This window comes from Mesorhizobium sp. WSM4822 (genome assembly GCF_055811155.1).
Map to the genome: position 1 here is coordinate 312025 of NZ_JBVVQM010000006.1, position 20861 is coordinate 332885.

Genomic DNA, 20861 nt, shown 5'->3' on the forward strand with positions numbered 1-20861 from the left:
GAACGGCCGTCGATGCGGATCCCGTGGCTCATGCGCGCATCGGATATTTCCGCCGCGGCCAAGACCGCGACGGGGTCAGGCATAGATCACCTTGGCCCCGGTCCTATCAAGCTGGCTGCGTATCGGGTCGGACAGGCCATCGTCGGTGATCACGACATCGACGCTCGACAGCGAAAAGGCCTTGGACGTTCCGCTGACGCCCCATTTGCTCGAATCCGCAAGGAGGACAACGCGCCGGGCCATGCGCACGAGGTTTCGCTTCGTTCGCGCCATGTCTTCGTTCACGTCGACCACATCCAGTGACGAGTCAATCGCATGCGCTCCAACAAAGACCTGATGCGCTACCAAGCCGCCGAGAGCCGTGTCGGCATCGGTGATCAGTGTGCTCACCGTGTCTGGATAGACCCGGCCGCCGATCATGTGAACGTCGAGCCCGGGCCGATGCATCAGATGCTGCACGATATTCATCGCCGTGGCCGCGACCACGACATTGCTGAGCGGCGGTAACAGCATGGCAACCTGCATCAATGTCGAGCCGCCGTCGAAGATGACCGATTGGTTGTCCTCGAACAGTTCTACCGCTGCCCGGGCGATGCGTTTCTTTGCATCGAGGTTGGTTTGCATCCGCCGGGCGAACGCGGCCGTGGTCGAATCCGTGGTCCGGGTCACCGCGCCTCCGCGGGTCTTGGTCAGCAGTCCCTTACGGTCCAGTATCTCGAGGTCGGAGCGCACCGTGACTTCCGATACGCCAAAATCGTCTGACAGGTCCTTGATGCGGACCTGTCCGCTACGTTGCACTTCACCCAGGATCGATTGGCGTCTCTGCTCTGACAACATTGCCCTGTCCTTGCCTCCATCCGCCAAGCAATCACCCTGGCCTCGGTTCACTCTACCAAAAATATGCGAATTCGAAAGGTTTCGAAAGATTGCATTTGTCTTTTCTTTCGCAAACACTGGGTGCAGGATTTTGAAATCAATCGATTGGAGAATTTTGGACTCATGAGCCTCGGAACCAAGGTGCGCCTGGCGCGCCTCTTCTCACATCCATCGGGGAATCTTTTTGGCGGCGCGGTCGACCACTTTGTCGGCTATGGCGACGTGCGCAAAGGAGGTCTTGCCGATCTGCCGGGCGCCCTTGCACGCGTCATGGTAGGCAAACCCGACTACGTCAGCATCCAGCCCGGCACCGCGCGCCATCTGTGGCCGCAATACGCGGGCAAGGCTTGCCTGGTGATCCAGGCCGGCTGCTTCACCCCGGACGATCGCATCAGTGAACTGATTGCAACGCCCGAGGATGCGGTGCGCGCTGGCGCCGATGCGTTGGCCGTGGCCATTCCGGTGCGCGGCGCGACCGAGGGCAAATACATACGCTGGCTGACCGATTCGGTGAACGCGGCGGCCCGTTACGGCATGCCGGTGGTGGCGCATATCTACCCTCGCGATTTCACCGACGGGGCAAAAATCGTCTTCACCCCCGACGAGATCGCCTATGCGGCACGCATCGGCTACGAGTCCGGCGTCGATGTGATCAAGATCGGTTACACGGGCGATTTCGAGTCGTTCCGAGAGACCGTTCGGACCTGCCCGGTGCCGGTTGTGATCGCCGGCGGTCCGAAGACCGACACGCTGCTCGGCGCCCTTCAGCAGACGGCGGACGCCATCCGTGCCGGCGCGCGCGGTGCCGTGGTGGGCCGCAATCTCTGGGGGCACGGCGATCCGGAAAAGGCAGCGATCGCCTTTCGGGGCGTCATCCATGACGGCCTTTCGGCGCAAGACGCCCTGGCGAAGGCGGGTGCCTGAACCATGCCCGCCGTCCCTTCAATCCTCGGCTTCGGAGCTATTGCGATCGACGACATCGTCTATGTCGATCAGCCGTTGTCGGCGGGCAAGGGGAAGGTTCTGCAAAGTGCCCGAGCTTTCGGGGGAAATGTCGCGACGGCACTTGCCGCCGTCGCGCGGCTCGGCGGAAGCGCCGGGTTCGTCGGATGGCTGGGCAGTGCCGCCGACGACGCCGTGTTGTGCGATCTCGTTGCGAGCGGCGTAGAAACCGCGTTTGCGCCGCGCCACCCGCACGCGCGCCCGGTGCGCTCGCGGATCACCGTCGGTTCGGATGGGGAGCGATTCATCGCGTATGACGACGAAGCGATGCTGGGCACCGCGCCGGACTTTCCGGACGAGGTTCTCAGCCGCGCGACAGTCCTGATCGTCGACAGTTACGGGATCGGGTCGCTGGATGTCGTGGCTCGGGCTCGCGATCTCGGCCTTGCGATCCTCGGCGATGTCGAATGGAGCCACGGCCCGGCCACCGAGAGACTGATCGGGCTCTGCGACCATCTCATTCTTCCGCTCGGCTTCGCGCGGACCGCCACCGGCCGCCAGTCGCCGGCCGAGATACTCGATGCATTGTGGTTGCCGTCGCGGTCCGCCGTGGTTCTGACGGATGGCGGCAGGGGCGTCTTCTATCGCGGACGCGACGAGACAGGGCTCTGGCACCTGCCTCCGCACCGGGTTGCCGTCGTCGACTCGACCGGCGCCGGTGACTGCTTTCATGGCGCCTATGCCCTTGCATTGACGCGCGGGATCGACACCGCAGGCCGGGTCGCATTCGCGGCCGCGGCGGCGGCCCTTTCGATAACGGGGCGGGGCGGGCGCGAGGCGCTTCCGACCGACGACCAGGTCAAGCAACTCCTGGCATCGACAAACGCGCCGTCGGCAGTCGAACTGAAATATGCGCGGCTCGATACCGGAACATAGCCTAGCTATCCGAGGAAAAATTTCGCAGGTGAACGTAAGCCGAGGACAATCATAAAAATCAGTGGCTTAGACTTGTGGAGGGAGGAATATGGCAGAAGTCGTTCTTGAGAATATCTGCAAGACATACGGGAACAATTTTCACGCAATCGACCAATTGAACCTGTCGGTTAAGGACGGTGAGTTCTTGATTCTCGTCGGGCCGTCCGGCTGTGGCAAATCCACCGCGCTGCGGATGATCGCGGGATTGGAGGACGTCACCAGCGGCAGCCTTCGGATCGGCGGTGTCGACGTCGTCGACATGCCGCCCAAGGACCGCGACATCGCGATGGTCTTCCAGAGCTACGCCCTCTACCCGCATATGACGGTGTTCGAAAACATCGGCTTTTCGATGCGGCTGGCAGGCAAGCCGAAGGCCGAGCGCAAAAAGCGCGTGGACGAGATCGCCAAAACCCTTCAACTGACGTCTCTGCTGGACAGCAAACCCGCGAACCTTTCAGGCGGGCAGCGTCAAAGGGTTGCCATGGGCCGCGCCATGGTGCGCGAGCCGGCAGCCTTTCTCATGGACGAACCGCTTTCCAATCTGGATGCGAAACTGCGTGTTCAAATGCGCGCCGAAATCACCAGTCTGCAAAAGCAGCTCGGCGTAACGACCATATATGTGACCCACGACCAAACCGAAGCCATGACGATGGGCGACAGGGTCGCGGTGTTGAAAGGCGGCGTGCTGCAGCAGGTCGACACACCCAAGAGACTCTATGAATCGCCGGTGAACGCCTTCGTTGCCGGCTTCATCGGGTCTCCTTCGATGAACCTTTTCGAGGCGACCCTGACGGGCGACGAACTGATGTCCGGCGCCCTGGCCATCCGGCTGCAGGATGCAGCCTTCGTGCGCAGGCCGGGCTTGAAGTCGTATGCGGGGCGCAAGGTCGTGTTCGGCATACGACCGGAGGATCTCTATGACAGCAGCCTCGAATCCGGCCGCAAGTATCAGACGATACCGGCAAAGGTGACCTCGATCGAAGAACTTGGATCCGAACAAATCGTCCATCTCGACATCGACGCGGTCCGGGTGGACTCCGGCGACCCTGACGCGGTGCAGGATTTCGGCCTGGCGTCGAATGCGGTGGCGAAATTCGAACCGACCAGCAAAGTCCGTTCCGGCTCGGAAATCAGGTTGGCCCTGGATGATACCAAGCTCCATTACTTCGACCCGGAGACGCATCTGGCAATCTGAGTATCAGCGAAGACCCGCGGGTGAGGGTGAGGCGCCTGCGTAAGAAGACTTCTGAATAACCAGACGATCGGCCGCATTGTGCGGGCGAATATAAAGAAGGAGGAGAGAATGACGTTTCGTATTAAACCCGCGATGCTGAAAATAGCCGCGGCCGCATGGTTGCTTGGCGCAACCGGCGCCATGGCGGATACGACGCTGGAATTCACCCAATGGTGGGAGCCCGAATTGCCGGCCGGCTCGCTCAGGGCAATCATGGATGACTTCGAGGCCGCAAATCCCGGAATCAAAGTGACGCTGGTCAGCGGCCCCTACGCGACCACGCGAGACCAGATCTCGGTTGGTGCTGCAACCGGAACGCTCAGCGACGTCGTCGGTCTCGACGGTGCCTGGGTGAACAATCTGAATGCGCAGAGCGCACTCGCCGACATGAATCCGATGATGGATGCGAGCGGTTTCGACAAGAGCCAGGTCGCGGACATCGTCAAGGTGGACGGCAAGGCGGTGATGTTTCCCGTGGCTTCTTTCGTCTATCCGGTCTTCGTGAATTTGGACCTCGCCGCCCAGGCAGGCGTGACCAAGCTGCCGTCGACCCGTGCGGAGTTTCTCGAAGCCGCCAAGAAGATGACGATCGCCGACAAGAACCAGTATGGCTGGGTGCTGCCCCTGTCGCTGCAAACGCCATCCGGCGTCCAGAACGACATGATGTCGTGGGTTTGGGCTTCGGGTCAGTCGATGATGGCGAACGGCAAGCCGGACCTTGAGGGCAAACCGGTGGTGGATATGCTCACCTTCGTCAAATCTCTCAACGACGCCGGAACCATCTCGCCCGGCATCGCCACCAAGACCGAGCAGGAAAAGGTCGAGGAGTTCGTCAACAACCGCGTCGGGATGATGATCGACTCGCTCGCGCATGTGAACCTCATCCGCAAGCGCAATCCCAAGCTGAACTTCGACCTCATCCCGGTCCCGGTCGTGGAAAACTATACCGGCAAGCGCGGCCTTCCCTATGCCTCCTGGGGCATCGGCATCTCTGCTGCCTCGAAACATCAGGAAGAGGCCTGGAAACTCGTCCAATATGTGATGAGTGAAAAGGTGAACGCCAAGCTCGTGTCGCTTGCAAACGCCTTCCCGGGCAACGTCAACGCCAAGCCCGATTTCGTGACCTCGGACAAGGCTTTCGGCAAGGCTTTTGAAATCTTCAAGACCGGTTATCTCGCCAATGAGTTCACGGGCCTGCCGGTGGCAGAAGACCTGATGACCCAGTTCGACGTGCAAGCCCAAAAGATGCTCGCCGGCGAGCAGTCTCCGGAACAAGCAGCCGCCGCCGCTCAGAAGGGCTGGATGGCGAAATTCTGATCGGCCTGTTCCCGTTTGCTGACTTCGACCGGGTGGCCTGACTTCGGGCAGGCCACCCGGCAACAACGGATCGGCAATTTGAGTGGACCTGTTTTGAAGCTTACCTTCTCTTGAAGGCGTATCCCAAGGTTGGCACATGACCCGGCAAAAGCGCTCCCACCACAAGCTCAAACGAGCGGTCGCACCCTACCTCTATCTGTCGCCCTCGCTGCTCATAATCGGGCTTCTGATGCTGCTGCCGATGGTGACGGTGATTGGCTACTCGTTCCAGAACAGCGCGGTGCTGCGTCGTGACCCATCCTTTGCCGGACTGAAACACTACCAGGCGATCTTCGACGACCCCGTGTTCTGGGCTTCGCTGTGGCACACGCTCTACTTCACATGCATGAGTGTCATTTTCCACATGACCATCGGCATGGCCTTCGCGCTCATGCTGAACAGCGACCGCATCAATCCGACGCTGCGCAATATCCTGCGCGTGCTCTATATACTGCCTTGGCTGTTCACCGCGGTGATTATCGCCGTGATCTGGCGCCTGCTGCTTGAGCCGAACGGTGTCGTGAATAGCATTCTCATGCAAATCGGCATCATCGGTTCCAAGGTCGAATGGTTTTCCTCGCCTGAGACCGCGCTGCACGCGGTCACCTTTGCCAACATCTGGGCGGGCTATCCGCTCTTCATGGTCAGCCTGCTCGCGGGTTTGCAGGGCATTCCCAAGGATTTCTACGAGGCTGCCGATATCGACGGGGCGAAAGCCTACCAGAAGCTGATCTTCATCACCATTCCGCAGCTGATGCCGATCATCATCAGCATCTCGCTGCTTGACTTCATCTGGACCATGCAGGTCTTCCCGTTAATCTGGATAACGACGGGCGGTGGCCCGATCTACTCGACCGAGGTCCTCAGCACCTACACGTACAAGCTGGCGTTTTCGAGCTACAACCTGTCGCAGGCTTCAGCCAGCGCTGTGGTCATCTTGTTGATCTCTCTCGGCCTGACGCTGTTCTATATTCGCTATCAGAAGGCTCGGTAGTCATCATGAGGAAAAGGCATACGCCGAAAGACAGGCTGATCACCGTCGCGCTCCATGTAGCGCTTGCAGCGGGGCTCTTTTTCGCGGCATTTCCGATCTACTGGATGCTGAGCAGCTCGTTCAAATCGAATACCGAAATCTTTGCCCTGCCACCAACCATCCTGCCAAAGGCCTTCACGCTGGAAGCGTATGCAGCCATCCTTGGCGACCCGGTAAAGCTGCGCTTCTTCTTCAACAGCTATTTCGTGGCGGGAGCGGTGACTGTGCTGACGGTGCTGATCGCCCTGCTGGCGGCCTACGGGTTCAGCCGCTTCAACTTCCGCGGCAAGGGCAGCCTCAACACAATCATCATCAGCACGCAGACGATTCCGCCGATCACACTTTTGATCCCCTTCTTCGGGCTCGTCGTCTCATACGGCATCTTCGACACCTACGTCGCACTGATCCTGACTTATCTGGTGTTTACGCTGCCCTACGCGATCCTGCTGATGACGGGATATCTGAACACCTTGCCCCGCGATCTCGATGAAGCCGTAGCCGTCGATGGCGGCACCAGTTGGACAGCGCTTTGGCGGGTGATCGTCCCGATTTCACTGCCTGGTATCGTGGCGACGTCGGTCTACACCTTCCTGTTGTGCTGGAACGAATTTCTCTTTGCGCTGACACTGACGAAGTCGACGTCCATGCGCACCGTCCCGATCGGCATCCAACTGTTGATGGGGCAGCACGCCTTCGAATGGAACCAGATGATGGCAATGAGTGTGCTCGGCTCGCTACCGCTCTTGCTCATCTACCTCGTTGCCCAGAGGTACTTCCTCGCCGGCATGACCGCGGGCTCGGTCAAGTAGGACGTCCATCCCACGGCGACGCAGGGTGGCATCAAGCAATAGGCGATATCAAGGAATGAAAGGACGAACGTGAAAGAGCTCAAAGTCGGCTGCCAGACCTTCACCTGGGAAATGCTGGGAGACCGGTTTACCGGCGGCCCCGACGATCTGCTGAAGGCGATCGCCGATGGTGGCTATGCCGGCATCGAGATCACCGACACCATGATCGGACATTATGGCGACAAGCCGGAGGAGTTCGCCGCCGCGCTGAAGGCGTCGGGGCTGACGCTGGTTTCCTTCGCCTTTGGCTCGAACAGTGGTTTTACGCTGAAGGAGGAGATCGGCGCCGACCTCGAAACCGCCAAGCGCTGGATCGATTTCGCCGCCGCCTTCCCGAATGCGCTGGTATCGATGGGCTCGGCCACGATGGTGTCCGACGGCCCGCGCGAGGATAAGTTCGCCATCGCCGCCGAGGTTTACAACAAGGCCGGCGAGATCGGACGCAAGGCCGGCCTCCAGGTTGCGGTGCATCCAAGCTCGCACCACAACACGCTGCTGTTCGACCGCGCCGACTACGACACGATCTTTGCCTTGCTCGACCCCGACCTGGTCGGCTGGGTACCGGATACCGGCCATATCCTGCGCGGCCACAAGGACATGTCCGATACGCTGCGCACCTACCGCGACCGCATCCGCTACATCCACCTCAAGGACGTCTATGCCAACGGCACCTGGGCCATGCTCGGCAAGGGCGTCTGCGACACGCCTGCGGTCATCGAGATCGCCAACACCGCACCGCGCTTCAACGGCTGGCTGGTGCTGGAGGAAGAATCCGAAACGGCCGCCGCCGATCCTGCCGGCGCGGTCAAGACCAACCGCCAGACTATGCGCAGCTACGGCGCCTGAAGAACGAGACGATGATCAAGAAACAGGACAGACGCCTCAGGGTCGGCGTGCTCGGCTGCGGCCCCATCGCGCAGTTCGCGCATCTGGAATCCTGCGTGAAAGCTGGCAATGCCGACCTTTACGCCATCTGCGATGCGGCACCCGATCTGCTTGCCCGCATGGGCGCGACCTATGAGCCGCAGAAGATGTATTCCGACTATGAGGCAATGCTCGCTGATCCTGAGCTGGAAGCGGTGATCGTCGCCACGTCGGACGCCTATCACGTGCCGATGTCGATCAGGGCGCTCAACGCCGGCAAGCATGTTCTCTGTGAAAAGCCGATCGGCACCTCGGTCGAGGAGGGCGAGGCGCTGGCCGAAGCGGTCAGGCGCTCGGGCAAGATCCTGCAGGTCGGCCACATGAAGCGCTTCGATCCGGCACTGGAGGCCGCGCGCGACTTCGTTCGCGACGAGATCGGCGAAGTGCTGGCGCTGAAGGCCTGGTACTGCGATTCCACCCATCGCTACACCAACACCGATGCCGTGCAGCCGCTGCCCGTCACCAGCAGGCTAGCCAGGAAGCCAGCCGGAAATCCCAAGGCCGATCTCAGGCAATACTTCATGCTGGCCCATGGCTCGCATCTCGTCGACACGGCGCGTTTCCTGTGCGGCGATATCGTCGCCGTGCGCGCCCGCCTCAATGAGAAATTCGGCGCCTATTGCTGGTTCGTCGAAACCGAGTTCGCCAGCGGCGCGCTCGGCCATCTCGACCTGACGGTTGCCGTGCGCATGGACTGGCACGAAGGTTTTCAGCTCTATGGCGAGAACGGCTCCGTTATCGCCAGGACATTCAACCCTTGGTACTTCCGCGCCAGCGAGGTGGAGATATTTCACGAGAAGACCGCCACGGCCCACAAGCCACTCGGCGCCGATGGCCATTTCTTCCGCCGCCAGCTGGAAGGTCTTGCGGACACAGTCCTGAACGGCACGCCGATGCGTGGCGCCAATGTCGAGGACGGCATCGCCTCGATCCGCGCCATGGTCGCCATCGCGCGTTCGGTGGAATCAGGCGAGCGAGTCGAACTCGCCTCGGTGTCGGGGGCGGTGTGATGCGTCTCGGCATTTTCGCCAAGACCTTTGCCGGCACCGATCCGGCCGCCGTGCTGGCTGCGGTGCGGCAAGCTGGCTATGAGACGACGCAGTTCAATCTGGCCTGTGCCGGCCTGCCGTCGATGCCGGATGCTGTGCCGGCGGACGCCATCGCCTCCGTCCGTGCCGCCGCGCAGTCGAACGGCGTTTCACTCGCAGCACTGTCGGGCACCTACAACATGGCGCATCCCGACAAAGCCGTGCGCGACGACGGCCTCAGGCGCCTCGCCGTTGTCATCGAGGCTGCTGCTGCCCTCGGCATCCCGCTGGTCACGCTCTGCACCGGCTCGCGCAACGCCGCCGATCAGTGGGCCTATCATCCCGACAATGCCGATCCGGCCGCCTGGTCCGACATGGCCGCCGAGATGGCGAAGGCGCTGGCGCTGGCCGAAGGTGCCGGTGTCGATCTCGGCATCGAGCCTGAGCAGGCCAACATCGTCACCTCGGCTAGGGATGCGACCCGGCTGATCGCCGAGATGGGATCGAAGCATCTGAAGATCGTGCTCGATCCGGCAAACCTGTTCGAACACGCCACGCCCGGCGAGGCGCGCGCTATCGTTGCCGCCGCGATCGACGAGGCCGCCGGCCACATCGCCATGGCGCATGCCAAGGACCGTCATGGTGACGGTCGCTTTGCCACATCAGGACAAGGCATTGTCGATTTTCCGGATTTTGTTGCACGGCTAAAGGCAGCGGGCTTCGACGGACCGCTTGTCACCCACGGCCTGTCCGCCGACGAAGCCCCCGATGTCGCCGCCTTTCTGCGAAGGCTCCTCTGATGGGCGCCGCCCCGACGATCCTGCTTCGCGACGATGCAGCGCTTCGTGTCTTCGACACGGGGCAGGGCAGGCTTCCCGTTATCTTCCAGCATGGCCTCGGCGGTGACGCAGCGCAGGTCGCGCAGAACTTTCCCGATGGTCCTTCATACCGTCGGCTGACCGTCGAATGCCGCGCGCAGGGCGGTTCCGGCGCCGGTAGCAAGCGCCCGTTTTCGATCGCGATGTTCGCCGATGATGTGCTGGCCGCCGCGGATGCGGCCGGCCTCGACCGTTTCATCGCCGGCGGCATCTCGATGGGTGCGGCCATTGCCTTGCAGCTTGCCGCCCGGCACCCGGACCGGGTCGCCGGTCTCGTGCTTGTGCGCCCTGCCTGGGCTTTCGAGGCGGCGCCGCAAAACATGCGCCCTTACGTGGAAGTGGCGGAGCTCATCCGCAGCCGTCCTTTATCGCAGGCGCGAGATATCTTCGCGGCGTCCGCGACGGCCGCCCGCTTTCACACCGAAGCGCCGGACAATCTTGCTTCCCTGCTCGGCTTCTTCGCGCGCGAAAACGCGCCCGTCTTCGCCGAGGTGATGCAGGCGATCGCAGAGGATGGACCTGGCGTGACGCGGGCAGCCGCCGCTGGCCTTGCGTTCCCTACGCTCGTCATCGGCAGCGGCATCGATCTCGTCCATCCGCTGGCCGCCGCCCGCAGCCTCGCCGACGCCATCCCCAATGCGACCTTTGCCGAGGTGATGCCGAAGGCCACCGACAAGGAGTGCCATTTCGCCGAAATTCGCGCCGCCATCGCGGACTTTCTCGACATGAATTTCAACAACCAGGACCAGTCATGATCTCGAAACCTCTCTCAGGCCCGGCCGCCATCGCCGCATTGCCGCGCGACCGGATGATCGCCGAATTCTCGCTCTGGTCGGCCAATCTCGCCAATTTCGAAAACGACTTGAAGCGCATCGAGCCCTATGTCGATCTTCATCATATCGATGTGGCGGACGGTCATTTCGCACCGTCCTTCCTGTTCTTCCCCGATCTCGTCGCCCGCATTGCGGGGCTGACGGCGAAACCCATCCATGTCCACCTGATGGTCGATGAAGCAATCGTCGAGGCGCAGACGCGCCAGTTCATCGAAGCCGGCGCCGACATGATCAGCGTCCATGCCGAGAATGGCGAAGCCGGATTGCGCGCCGTGCGGCTGGCGCGGGAGCTCGGCGCCGAGGCCGGCGTCGTACTCAGGCTGGAGACGCCTGTGGAAGCGGTGACGGCCTTCGTCCCGGAAGTCGCCTTCGTGACGCTTCTTGGAACCGCAATCGGCGTCAAGGGACAGAGCCTGTCGGACAAGGCCTGCGACAGGCTGGGCGCTGCCCGCGCCATCCTGAGAGAGGCCGGCCGCGAGGCGCAAGTGGTTCTGGCGGCCGATGGCGGCATCCGCCACGAGACCGTGCCGTTGCTGCGTGCCGCCGGGGCCGAAACCGTGGTTCTCGGTTCGCTCGCCTTCGGTGACAAGGATCTCGCCGGCCGCATCGGCTGGCTGCACGGCTTGAAGGTCGCGGCATGACATCAGAAGCCGCCCTTGCGATCGATCTTGGCGGGACGGAGCTTCGCGCCGCCTTGGTCGACCGCGACGGCAAGATCCTGGCATTCGCGGCGGTGCCGACGCAGGCGCTGGCCGGTCCCGATGTGGTGATCGGCCAGATCGAGGCGTTGGCGGCGACAGTCCATGCCGAGGCCCCGGCACTTTCGGTCGTCGGCGTCGGCGTCGGTGCACCGGGGCCGCTCGATCCGCTGGCCGGCATCGCCGTCGGCCCGCCGACGCTCGCCGGGTGGCTGGACGTGCCGCTTGCCGACATCCTGGAACGGCGGCTCGGCCTGCCGGTGCGGCTGGAGAACGACGCCAATGCCGCGGCGCTCGGCGAATGGCGCTTCGGCGCCGGCCATGGCGCTCGCTCGCTGGTCTTTGTCACGGTTTCGACCGGCATCGGCGGCGGTGTCGTCGTCGACGGGCGCATCCTGCATGGCCGCCGTGGCCTTGCAGCCGAGATCGGTCACATGACCATCACCAATGAAGGCGAGCGCTGCGTATGCGGTGTCGTTGGCTGCTTCGAGGCCATCGCGTCGGGAACGGCACTTGGCCGCCGCGCCAGCGCCGCCACGGCAGCCGGAGACGGCTCTACCTTGCGACGCTTGTCAGCGGACGCGGAGGTGACCGGCCGCCATGTCGTCGAGGCGGCACGGCTGCAGGACGCTCTTGCCTCGGCCTTGCTGGAGGAGGAAGCGCGCTGGCTGGGCATTGGCTTCACCAATCTCCTGCATCTCTATTCGCCCGATGTGCTGGTCGTTGGCGGTGGCATCGCCAATGGGCTCGATCTGATGCTGCCGACCATCGAGGCGACCATCAGGCAACGGGCTATGCGCGCCTATCGCGACGTGCCGGTCGTTCAGGCCCAGCTCGGCCGCCATGCCGGGCTCGTCGGCGCCGCCAGCCTTGTGCTGTTCGACGACGGGGGCACTTTGGCAGCCCGCATGCCTGTTGGCCCAAGCACGTTTCCGGACACGCCACTGAGCAAGACCGGCACGGTCTGACGTTGCGACCTGCATGACAAAGGCCAGAGGCAGCACGCCTCCGGCCTTTTACGCATTGACCGCGCGTCATTACTCGGCGGGAACAACGTCCGCCGGCAGGCTATCGTCGGCCGTGCCCGCCAGCGCTCTGGCCAGCTTGGCCTCGTCGAGTTCGCCTTCCCAGCGAGCCACCACCAGCGTGGCGACAGCATTGCCGACGAAGTTGGTCAACGCCCGGCACTCCGACATGAAGCGGTCGACGCCGAGGATCAGCGCCATGCCGGCGACCGGCACCGCCGGAACCACCGAAAGCGTCGCCGCAAGGGTGATGAAGCCGGCCCCGGTGATGCCGGCGGCACCCTTGGAGGAAAGCATGGCCACCAGCAGCAGCAGGATCTGGTCACCCATAGACAGGTGGATGTTGGTCGCCTGTGCGATGAACAGCGCCGCCAGCGTCATGTAGATGTTGGTGCCGTCGAGGTTGAAGGAATAGCCGGTTGGGATGACCAGGCCGACGACCGAGCGCTTGGCGCCGGCCTTCTCCATCTTTTCCATCAGCGAGGGCAGGGCGGCTTCCGACGAGGAGGTGCCCAGCACCAAAAGCAGCTCTTCCTTGATATAGCGGATCAGCGACAGGATGGAGAACCCGTTGTAGCGGCAGACCGCGCCAAGCACGACGAACACGAACAGGAACGACGTCACATAGAAGGTGCCGACCAGCATAGCGAGATTGATCACCGCGCCGATGCCGTATTTGCCGATGGTGAAGGCCATCGCGCCGAAGGCACCAATGGGGGCCGCCTTCATCAGCACGCTGACCAGCTTGAAGATCGGTGTCGTCAGCGCCTGCAGGAAATTGAGCACGGGCGTGCCCTTGTCGCCGACCAACGCCAGCGCGATGCCGAACAGCACCGAGAAGAACAGCACCTGCAGGATGTCGCCGTCGGCGAAGGCGCCGACGATGGTCGACGGGATGATGTTCATCAGGAAGTCGGTGACCGACTGGTCGTGCGCCTTGGCGGCGTAATTGCTGATGGTCGAGGCGTCGAGCGTCGCCGGGTCGATGTTGAAGCCGGCGCCCGGCTGCACGACATTGGCGACGACAAGGCCGATGATCAGAGCCAGCGTCGAAAAGGTGAGAAAATAGAGCATCGCCTTGCCGGCGACACGTCCGACCTTCTGCAGGTCGCTCATGCCGGCAATGCCCGTAGTCACGGTCAGGAAAATGACCGGGGCGATGATCATCTTGACCAGCTTGATAAAGGCGTCGCCGAGCGGCTTCATGCTCTCGCCGACCGACGGATAGAAATGGCCGAGCAGGATGCCGACGGTGATCGCGACGAGCACCTGCACGTAGAGTTGGGCATAGAAAGGCTTGCGCTGCGCGGCAAGCGCGCCTGATTGGTCTGCGATGTGCATCGAACTCTCCCTGGCCGGATGGGGCGGAGCGCCCTGCGTGACTTCTCCCATCGCGGCGCTCCGGTCGCACGCCGCTGCCAGGGAGTTTTGCAAACGCTGTGCCAGTTCGCGGAAAGGCCGGAACCACGGGATTTCCGCCTTTGTCTGACGTCATGCGGCCAAAGCCTGTGCGGATTTCCGCACAGGCAGTGTTTGCCTGGGCGGATTTTCGCATTACACTGGCCGAAAGGCCGCGAGCAAGGGGGAGAGGGCAGACGCCGCAAGCAGGCACCGATAGCGGATTCCCTGGATTTGCCGGCCGTGGATTGCTGCGCGAGGCCGTGGCGCGGCTGCGCGATGGCCGCTGGGTTGCCGTGGTCGTCGCTCTTGCCTTTCTGGCCGGCGCGATCGCCATTGCCGGGCGCATCGCCTCCGGCCAGGCGGCCGATAATCTGCGCGAGACGGCACTCGCCGCACTGCCGCTGGCGGCGGGAACCCTGACCGGCGAAATCGAAAAGCAGCGCCTGGTTCCACTGGTGTTGGCCCGAGACGACGCGGTGCGCGGCGCTCTGCGCCGGGCCGGAAAAATGAAAGAAAAGGCCCTCAACGACAAGCTCAAGTCGATTGCCGGCGATGCCTCGGCATCCGCCATCTACATCATCGATACGGCAGGCATCGCCATATCAGCCAGCAATGCCGACGAACCGGCGAGCTTTGTCGGCATCGATTACAATTTTCGGCACTATTTCCAGGAAGCGATGAGCAAGGGTGCTGCCAGCCAATATGGCCTCGGCACAATCAGCGGCAGACCGGGGCTGTACCTTGCCAGCCGCGTCGACGATGGCGGCAAGCCGCTTGGCGTTGCGGTGCTGAAGGTCGAACTCGACGGCGTCGAAGCCAATTGGCGTTCCAGCGGTTTCCTTGTGTTCATCACTGATGAACGCGGCGTGGTGCTGGCTACCAGCCAGCCCGACTGGCGGTTCCGTGCGCTGGCGCCACTGTCGGCCGAGGACACCGCCGCAGCCCACGAGCAGCTCCAATTGGCCGATGCAGGCTTCGAGCCGCTGCCGATCCGGCGCGGCGCTGGTGACGGCCTGGCGACGATCGACAACGCGGGAAAACCGCGCCAGTTCGTCGAGGTGGTGCAGGATTTGCCCGCTGCTGTTCCTGGCTGGCGTCTCTGGCTGCTCACTCCCGCCGACGCTGCTCTTTCATCGGCCGCCAACACGGCGCGCCTGACCACGCTGCTTGGGCTTCTGCTGATGGGCTTGCTTGCCTTCGTGCTTACCCGCCGCCAGCGCGCACGACGGCTGAGGCAGGAGGCGCTGGCGCGGATGAATGCCGAACTGGAGAGCCGAGTCAGCACGCGAACGGCCGAGTTGACCCGCTCCAACACCGCACTTGCCGGTGAAATCGCCGAGCGCGAGAATGCTGAAGCCAAGGTGCGCCGGCTGCGCGACGACCTCGCCCAGGCCAACCGGCTTTCCATCCTCGGCCAAATCGCCGCCGGCGTGGCGCACGAGATCAACCAGCCGGTCGCCGCTATCCGCACCTATGCCGAGAATGCGGGCCGCTTTCTCGAAACCGGCAAAACCGAACCGGCCAGCGGCAATCTGACGTCGATCGTGTCGATGACCGAGCGCATCGGCGCGATCACCGGCACCTTGCGTACTTTCGCCCGTCGACCCGGGGTTGCCGCTTCGCCGCTGCCGGTGCGCGAGGCAATTGATGGCGCGCTGTCGCTGCTGTCGGGCCGCATCCGTGATTCCGGCGTGACCATCGTCAAGCCGCGCGGCAATGCCTCGCCGGTGGTCATGGCCAGCCGCATCCGGCTGGAACAGATCCTGGTCAATCTGTTGCAGAATGCGCTGGACGCTATGAAGGACCAGCCCGATCCGCGCATCGAGATCGAGCTTGCCGAGCGCGACGACAGGGTGCTGATTTCGGTGCGCGACAACGGCCCAGGTCTCGGCCCGGAAGCAGCCGGCAATCTGTTCATGCCGTTCCAGACCACCAAGGAGAAGGGGCTTGGCCTCGGGCTGGTGATCTCGCAGGAGATCGCCCAGGAATTGGGCGGCACGCTGCGGCTCGATCCCGGCAATGGCATCGGCGCATCCTTCACCATCGATTTGAGGCGAATTGAATGATTGAGGGATCAGGGCTGGTGGCGCTCGTCGACGACGATGCGGACCTGCTGCACGCCACAACGCAATTGCTCGAGCTTGCCGGCTTCGCTGTGGTCGCGCGCGACGCCGCCGAGGCAGCGCTTGCCGTTGTCGACAGGACCTTTGAAGGCGTGGTGGTCAGCGACATCCGCATGCCGGGCATGAACGGGCTGCAGCTGTTCGATCGCATCAAGGCGATCGACCCGGACATACCCGTGATCCTGGTCACCGGCCATGGCGACGTCGATCTCGCAGTGGCCGCGCTCAAGGACGGTGTCTACGATTTCATCTCGAAACCCTATGCCGGCGACCGCCTTGTCGAGGCGCTGAAACGGGCGAGTGAGAAGCGACGGCTGGTGATGGAGAACCGGCGGCTGCGCGAAGCCGCGGCCCTCGCCACTGACGGCCTGCCGCTGATCGGCGAGGCTCCTGCCATCAAGCGACTGCGCGAGACCTTGCGCCAGATTGCCGACATGAACGTCGATGTGCTGGTCGAGGGAGAAACGGGAACCGGCAAGGAAGTGGTGGCGGACCTCCTGCACAGATGGGGGCGACGGCGCGCAAAACCCTTCGTGGCACTGAATTGCGGTGCGCTGCCGGAGACGGTCATCGAGAGCGAGTTGTTTGGCCATGAGGCGGGCGCGTTCACCGGCGCGCAGCGGCGGCGGATCGGCAGCATCGAGCATTCCAGCGGCGGCACGCTGTTTCTCGACGAGATCGAATCCATGCCGCCGGCGCTCCAGGTCAAGCTGCTGCGCGTGCTCGAAACGCGCAGCCTCACTCCACTTGGCTCGAACGACATCAGGCGCATCGATCTCAGGGTCGTCGCCGCGACCAAGGTCGATCTGGGGCGGTCGGACCAACGCGGTGATTTTCGCGAGGATCTGTATTTTCGCCTTAACGTGGTGACGCTGCGCATCCCGCCGCTGCGCGAGCGTCGCGGCGATATCCCGATGCTGTTTGGGCATTTCCTCGGCAAGGCGGCAGAACGGTTCGGCCGGCCTGTCGCGAAGATGAACGCTGCGGTCAGCGATCATCTCCAGTCGCATGACTGGCCAGGCAATGTGCGCGAGCTTGCCCATTTTGCCGACCGTGTTGCGCTCGGCCTCGGTCCGGAAGATGAGAGGAGGGCGGTCTCCGCGCATTCGCCGGAGCCTACGGCAGCATTGCCCGAACGGGTCGGCCAATACGAAGCACAGCTCATCCGCGACGCATTGCGCGATCATGGCGGCGACGTGCGCGGCGCCATCGATGCGCTCGGCGTACCGCGCAAGACCTTTTATGACAAGCTCAAGCGCTACGGCATTGCCGCATCAGAGTTTCGCAATGGCGGCGACGCCGACACGCAACCATCTCGGAAAAGCGATGAACACGACGCTTGAAACGACGGCAAATCCCTTGCCGGAAGAACTCGCCTTTCTCGGTGAACGGCTGACGGCGTTCAACGACGGCGATGTCGGCGCATCCGAAAGGAAGGCGCTTGTGGTGTTTGTGCGCGACGAGGATGGCGCGGTCGTCGCCGGCATTTCCGGTTACACCGCCTGGGGCTGGCTCTACGTGCAATGGCTCTGGGTCGATGAGCGGCTGCGCGGCCAGCACATGGCCGGCAAGATGCTGGATGCGGCCGAACACGAAGCGGTGGCGCGCGGCTGTCGAAACGCCTGGATCGACACCTTCAATCCGAACGCCGCCAAGGTCTACCAGCGTCAGGGTTACGAGCCCTTTGGAACGCTTGCCGATTTCCCTATCGGCCGCAGCCGCATCTTTCTACAGAAGAGGCTGGCGTTGGCCTGATCCATCCCGGCGGAACCGGGATGGACTGTCTTCCTGCCTGACCCGCAATCCGAACGAAGGTGGTTATGGTCCGGCGGACCGTTACTCGGCCGGAACCAGGCCTGGGTCTCCCATCGGGCTTGCTCTGGTTTCCTTGCGTGCCGACGCACGGGCGAGCACGCTTTGGCGGTTTACGGATCTGCGCTCGGCATCGATGCGATGGATCAGGATTTCCGCACGCTCGATCGACCCGAGCAGGGCCAGGATCGTGCCGCGTTCGGCGGCACCGGCATTCGGTCCGAGCGCCAGCGTGCGGGCACGCAGTTCCTCGACCCCGGGCAGATTTACATGGCCGGCCGGCATCTGCGGGCTGGAAATTCCGTAAGTAGGCAAGATTTCGCGCAGCGACGTGTCGAGCTTGTTCAGCGCGACGTCGACGATGGCTTGCGCCGGGTTGCTGAACTTCTCGCGCCTGACGCGGCGCGCCACCTGATGCATCGATTCCGTCAGGGCGGCCGTGAAGTCGGCTTCCTCGATCAGGCTGGCGATCAGATCGAGCTGTTCGTAAGGCAGATCCTCCTTCATCAGCGCGGCGGTGTAGGCGCGGATATCGCGGCTGAGGATGTCGGTCGCCAGATAGTGCTCGCCCGGATCCGACGGCGCCTTCTTGGAAGAGCGTGCGATGTCGAGGAACATGGCGCCGGCCTCCAGATGGCGGGCCGTCTCTTGCTGCACGGCGGGAATGGCCTTGGCAAAATCGCTGGCCAGTTTGCGGTCGAGGAATTTCGGCGTCGAGAAATCCTCCGCGTCGTCGGCATCCGTGTGGCCGACACGCGATAGCACCCGCTCGAACACGCCGATGAACGGGAATAGCAGCACTGTGTTGAAGACGTTGAAGAAGGTCGAGTAGAGGCCGACCGCGACCGGCACCAGGGGGAAGGTCTCCTTGCCGTCGACAATCACCGGAACGGCCGGATCGCCGCCGAAGAACTGCATGGCCCATTCCAGCACCTGGATGGAGACGAAGAACAGAGGGATGGTGATGCACACCCCGATGATGTTGAACGAGATGTGCGCATAGGCGGTCCGCTTGGCGTTCTTCGAAAGGTTGAGCGAAGCCATCCACGACGTGATCGTGGTGCCGAGATCGGCGCCGAGCGAGAAGGCGACGGCGGTTGTCCAGTCGAGAATGCCCGCCGCGCCAAGGCCCATGACGATGCCGATCGTCGCCGAGGACGAGTGGATCATCGCGGTCACGCCGGCGGCGATGAACACGCATTTGAAAAGGTTGAGGTAGGAGTCGGCCGTCAGCGTCTGCAGCAGCGCCATGACTTCCGGCAGGTTGCGAAGCGGACGCAGGCCGCCGGTCATCAGGTTGAGGCCGTAGAAGATCAGAGCGAAACCCATGCAGGCGAGCGCTATGTTCTTCACCTTTTCGCTTTTGGCGAAGCAGTAGACCAGCGAGAACACGCCGGCCAGGATCAATCCGAGCGGACCGAGCGGCAGGGCGATGAGCCCGTTGCCGAGCGTGGTGCCGATGTTGGCGCCCATGATCACGCTGATCGCCGGCCGCAGGGCGATGACACCGGCATTGACCAGCCCGACGACCATGACGCTCATCGCCGTCGACGACTGGATGACGCCGGTGATCAGCGTTCCCGCCAGCACGCCTTTGACCGGCGTACCGGCTGCCTTGGCGAGAAAATCGCGCATCCGGTTGACCGACAGGGCCTGGATGCCGTTTGCCATGAAATCCAGACCGAGCATGAAGATGCCCAAGCCGCCGATCACCGGCACGAGGATGTCCTTGAAGATATCTATGTCCATTTCAGGCAGTCCCCAACAAGTCGCCACGACGACGCGGTATGAAGTTCAGTTGCTGCGCAAGGCAGCTTTCGTTCGGGTCAGTTTCCGACCGGCAATTGCCTTGCCCAATAATGTTCGATCTGGCCAATGAGCGCTTTCGGCAGCGGCACATAGCCGAGTGCGGTGGCGTCGCCGGCACCTTGCGCGAAGGCGAGCCGGAAAAGATCATGCACGCGGCGATAGCGATGTTCCGAACGCCCCGCGACCTGGACAACGGCGAACACCGCCGTGCTGATCGGGTACGCACCATCTCCGCTGCGATTGGTGAGGGAGGCGAAGAAGTCGGTCGTTTCCCCCCAGGCGACGGAGGTGGCCGCTGCTTGCACGCCCTGCGGGTCCGGTTTGACGAACTTGCCGGATTTGTTCTGGACCGCTGCGAAGGGAAGGCCGGCGCGAAGAACCTGGCCGTATTCGGCGTAGGCAATCGCCCCCTTGCTCGCAGCCACGGCACGAAGAAGCGCTTGCGTACCTTCCGCGCCTGTCCCGAGCGGCCAGTCGATCAGAGTGTCGGCTCCAGGCTTCGTCTTCCAGTCTTCGCTTGTCGATGACAGAAACTCGGTGAAGACATAGGTTGAGCCCGAACCGTCCTGCCGGTGGATGACGCTGATGGCGAGATCGGGAAGGGCTATGTCGGGATTGAGCACCCTTATCGCAGGATCGGACCAGGACTTTATCTTGCCCAGATAGATGTCGGCGATCACCGGGCCGGAGAGGCGCAGACCTTGCTCCGGCAGGCCATCGAGATTGGCGACCACCGCGATCCCGCCCATGACGATCGGAAATTGCTGCTGGCCGTTCCTGGCGAGATCATCAGCCTGCACGGGAACATCCGTGGCGGCGAAATCCAGTTCGGGCTGCGCAAGCCGCATCAGGCCGGCAAGGGATCCGACCGGTTCATAATCGACGGTCCAGTCCAGCGTGAAGAAGTCGCCGCCGTCGGCGCGTGCAGCCTTGTATGTCGTTGCCCACTTGCCGATGATCGGCGCGGCCAGTGTCGACCCCGCACCGCGAATGGGCTCAGCCCGCGCAGCGGATCCGATCATGGCCCCGATGATCGCAAGGGCGAGCGCAGCTGCCACCCCCGAGA

The 20861-nt window shown here is 63.0% G+C and carries 19 protein-coding genes; 15 read left to right on the forward strand and 4 right to left on the reverse strand.

Going from position 1 to position 20861, the window contains the following annotated elements:
* Nucleotides 1–75: 75 nt before the first annotated feature.
* Nucleotides 76–837: a DeoR/GlpR family DNA-binding transcription regulator gene (locus tag AC0L3E_RS16655; protein WP_127319228.1), complete on the reverse strand. Its 762-nt coding sequence runs from the start codon at nt 835–837 to the stop codon at nt 76–78.
* A gap of 162 nt (nt 838–999) precedes the next feature.
* Here AC0L3E_RS16655 and AC0L3E_RS16660 point away from each other — a divergent pair, with 162 nt between their 5' ends.
* The 12 genes from AC0L3E_RS16660 (at nt 1000) to AC0L3E_RS16715 (ending at nt 12593) form a co-directional block, all read left to right on the forward strand.
* Nucleotides 1000–1800, forward strand: a complete 801-nt coding sequence (locus AC0L3E_RS16660) for a beta/alpha barrel domain-containing protein (protein ID WP_127255183.1) — start codon at nt 1000–1002, stop codon at nt 1798–1800.
* 3 nt (nt 1801–1803) lie between these two features.
* Nucleotides 1804–2754, forward strand: coding sequence for a PfkB family carbohydrate kinase (locus tag AC0L3E_RS16665; RefSeq protein WP_473605194.1), 951 nt, complete (start codon nt 1804–1806; stop codon nt 2752–2754).
* A gap of 88 nt (nt 2755–2842) precedes the next feature.
* The gene (locus tag AC0L3E_RS16670) at nt 2843–3988 is read left to right on the forward strand and encodes an ABC transporter ATP-binding protein (RefSeq protein ID WP_127319222.1); all 1146 of its coding nucleotides are present in this window, start codon (nt 2843–2845) and stop codon (nt 3986–3988) included.
* A gap of 108 nt (nt 3989–4096) precedes the next feature.
* Entirely contained in the window at nt 4097–5344 is a 1248-nt protein-coding gene (locus AC0L3E_RS16675) for an ABC transporter substrate-binding protein (protein ID WP_127266568.1), read from the forward strand.
* Nucleotides 5345–5480: 136 nt separating this feature from the next.
* Nucleotides 5481–6377, forward strand: a complete 897-nt coding sequence (locus AC0L3E_RS16680; protein ID WP_023808791.1) for a carbohydrate ABC transporter permease — start codon at nt 5481–5483, stop codon at nt 6375–6377.
* Between the two features lie 5 nt (nt 6378–6382).
* Nucleotides 6383–7225, forward strand: coding sequence for a carbohydrate ABC transporter permease (locus tag AC0L3E_RS16685; protein WP_023808790.1), 843 nt, complete (start codon nt 6383–6385; stop codon nt 7223–7225).
* Nucleotides 7226–7336: 111 nt separating this feature from the next.
* Nucleotides 7337–8110 (forward strand): sugar phosphate isomerase/epimerase family protein, encoded by a 774-nt coding sequence (locus tag AC0L3E_RS16690; RefSeq protein ID WP_473605220.1) that lies wholly within the window; start codon nt 7337–7339, stop codon nt 8108–8110.
* Nucleotides 8111–8121: 11 nt separating this feature from the next.
* The gene (locus tag AC0L3E_RS16695) at nt 8122–9198 is read left to right on the forward strand and encodes a Gfo/Idh/MocA family protein (RefSeq protein ID WP_473605195.1); all 1077 of its coding nucleotides are present in this window, start codon (nt 8122–8124) and stop codon (nt 9196–9198) included.
* Nucleotides 9198–10016, forward strand: a complete 819-nt coding sequence (locus AC0L3E_RS16700) for a sugar phosphate isomerase/epimerase family protein (protein WP_127319214.1) — start codon at nt 9198–9200, stop codon at nt 10014–10016. The genes AC0L3E_RS16695 and AC0L3E_RS16700 overlap by 1 nt, the downstream gene beginning before the upstream one ends.
* On the forward strand, nt 10016–10849 hold the full coding sequence (locus AC0L3E_RS16705; RefSeq protein WP_473605196.1) for an alpha/beta fold hydrolase: 834 nt from the start codon (nt 10016–10018) through the stop codon (nt 10847–10849). Before AC0L3E_RS16700 ends, AC0L3E_RS16705 begins: the two co-directional genes overlap by 1 nt.
* Nucleotides 10846–11568 carry a ribulose-phosphate 3-epimerase gene (locus tag AC0L3E_RS16710; RefSeq protein ID WP_127319210.1) on the forward strand — a complete coding sequence of 241 codons (723 nt, stop codon included), beginning with the start codon at nt 10846–10848 and terminating at the stop codon, nt 11566–11568. Before AC0L3E_RS16705 ends, AC0L3E_RS16710 begins: the two co-directional genes overlap by 4 nt.
* On the forward strand, nt 11565–12593 hold the full coding sequence (locus AC0L3E_RS16715) for an ROK family protein (protein WP_473605198.1): 1029 nt from the start codon (nt 11565–11567) through the stop codon (nt 12591–12593). Before AC0L3E_RS16710 ends, AC0L3E_RS16715 begins: the two co-directional genes overlap by 4 nt.
* A 69-nt stretch (nt 12594–12662) precedes the next feature.
* Here the strand turns inward: AC0L3E_RS16715 and AC0L3E_RS16720 are convergent, their stop codons facing one another.
* Complete coding sequence (locus AC0L3E_RS16720; RefSeq protein WP_128307378.1) at nt 12663–13991, reverse strand: dicarboxylate/amino acid:cation symporter; 1329 nt, start codon at nt 13989–13991, stop codon at nt 12663–12665.
* Nucleotides 13992–14158: 167 nt separating this feature from the next.
* Between AC0L3E_RS16720 and AC0L3E_RS16725 the strand changes: the two genes are divergently transcribed.
* Genes AC0L3E_RS16725 through AC0L3E_RS16735 form a run of 3 tightly spaced genes read left to right on the forward strand, consistent with a single transcriptional unit; the run spans nt 14159 to nt 17929 of the window.
* Nucleotides 14159–16117, forward strand: coding sequence for a sensor histidine kinase (locus AC0L3E_RS16725; RefSeq protein ID WP_473605221.1), 1959 nt, complete (start codon nt 14159–14161; stop codon nt 16115–16117).
* The gene (locus AC0L3E_RS16730; protein WP_473605199.1) at nt 16114–17517 is read left to right on the forward strand and encodes a sigma-54-dependent transcriptional regulator; all 1404 of its coding nucleotides are present in this window, start codon (nt 16114–16116) and stop codon (nt 17515–17517) included. Before AC0L3E_RS16725 ends, AC0L3E_RS16730 begins: the two co-directional genes overlap by 4 nt.
* Nucleotides 17501–17929: a GNAT family N-acetyltransferase gene (locus tag AC0L3E_RS16735; RefSeq protein WP_128309491.1), complete on the forward strand. Its 429-nt coding sequence runs from the start codon at nt 17501–17503 to the stop codon at nt 17927–17929. Before AC0L3E_RS16730 ends, AC0L3E_RS16735 begins: the two co-directional genes overlap by 17 nt.
* Nucleotides 17930–18010: 81 nt before the next feature.
* Here the strand turns inward: AC0L3E_RS16735 and AC0L3E_RS16740 are convergent, their stop codons facing one another.
* The gene (locus AC0L3E_RS16740; RefSeq protein WP_127272615.1) at nt 18011–19735 is read right to left on the reverse strand and encodes a Na/Pi cotransporter family protein; all 1725 of its coding nucleotides are present in this window, start codon (nt 19733–19735) and stop codon (nt 18011–18013) included.
* Nucleotides 19736–19812: 77 nt separating this feature from the next.
* Nucleotides 19813–20817, reverse strand: coding sequence for a phosphate ABC transporter substrate-binding protein PstS (gene pstS / locus AC0L3E_RS16745; RefSeq protein WP_473605200.1), 1005 nt, complete (start codon nt 20815–20817; stop codon nt 19813–19815).
* Nucleotides 20818–20861 lie beyond the last annotated feature (44 nt).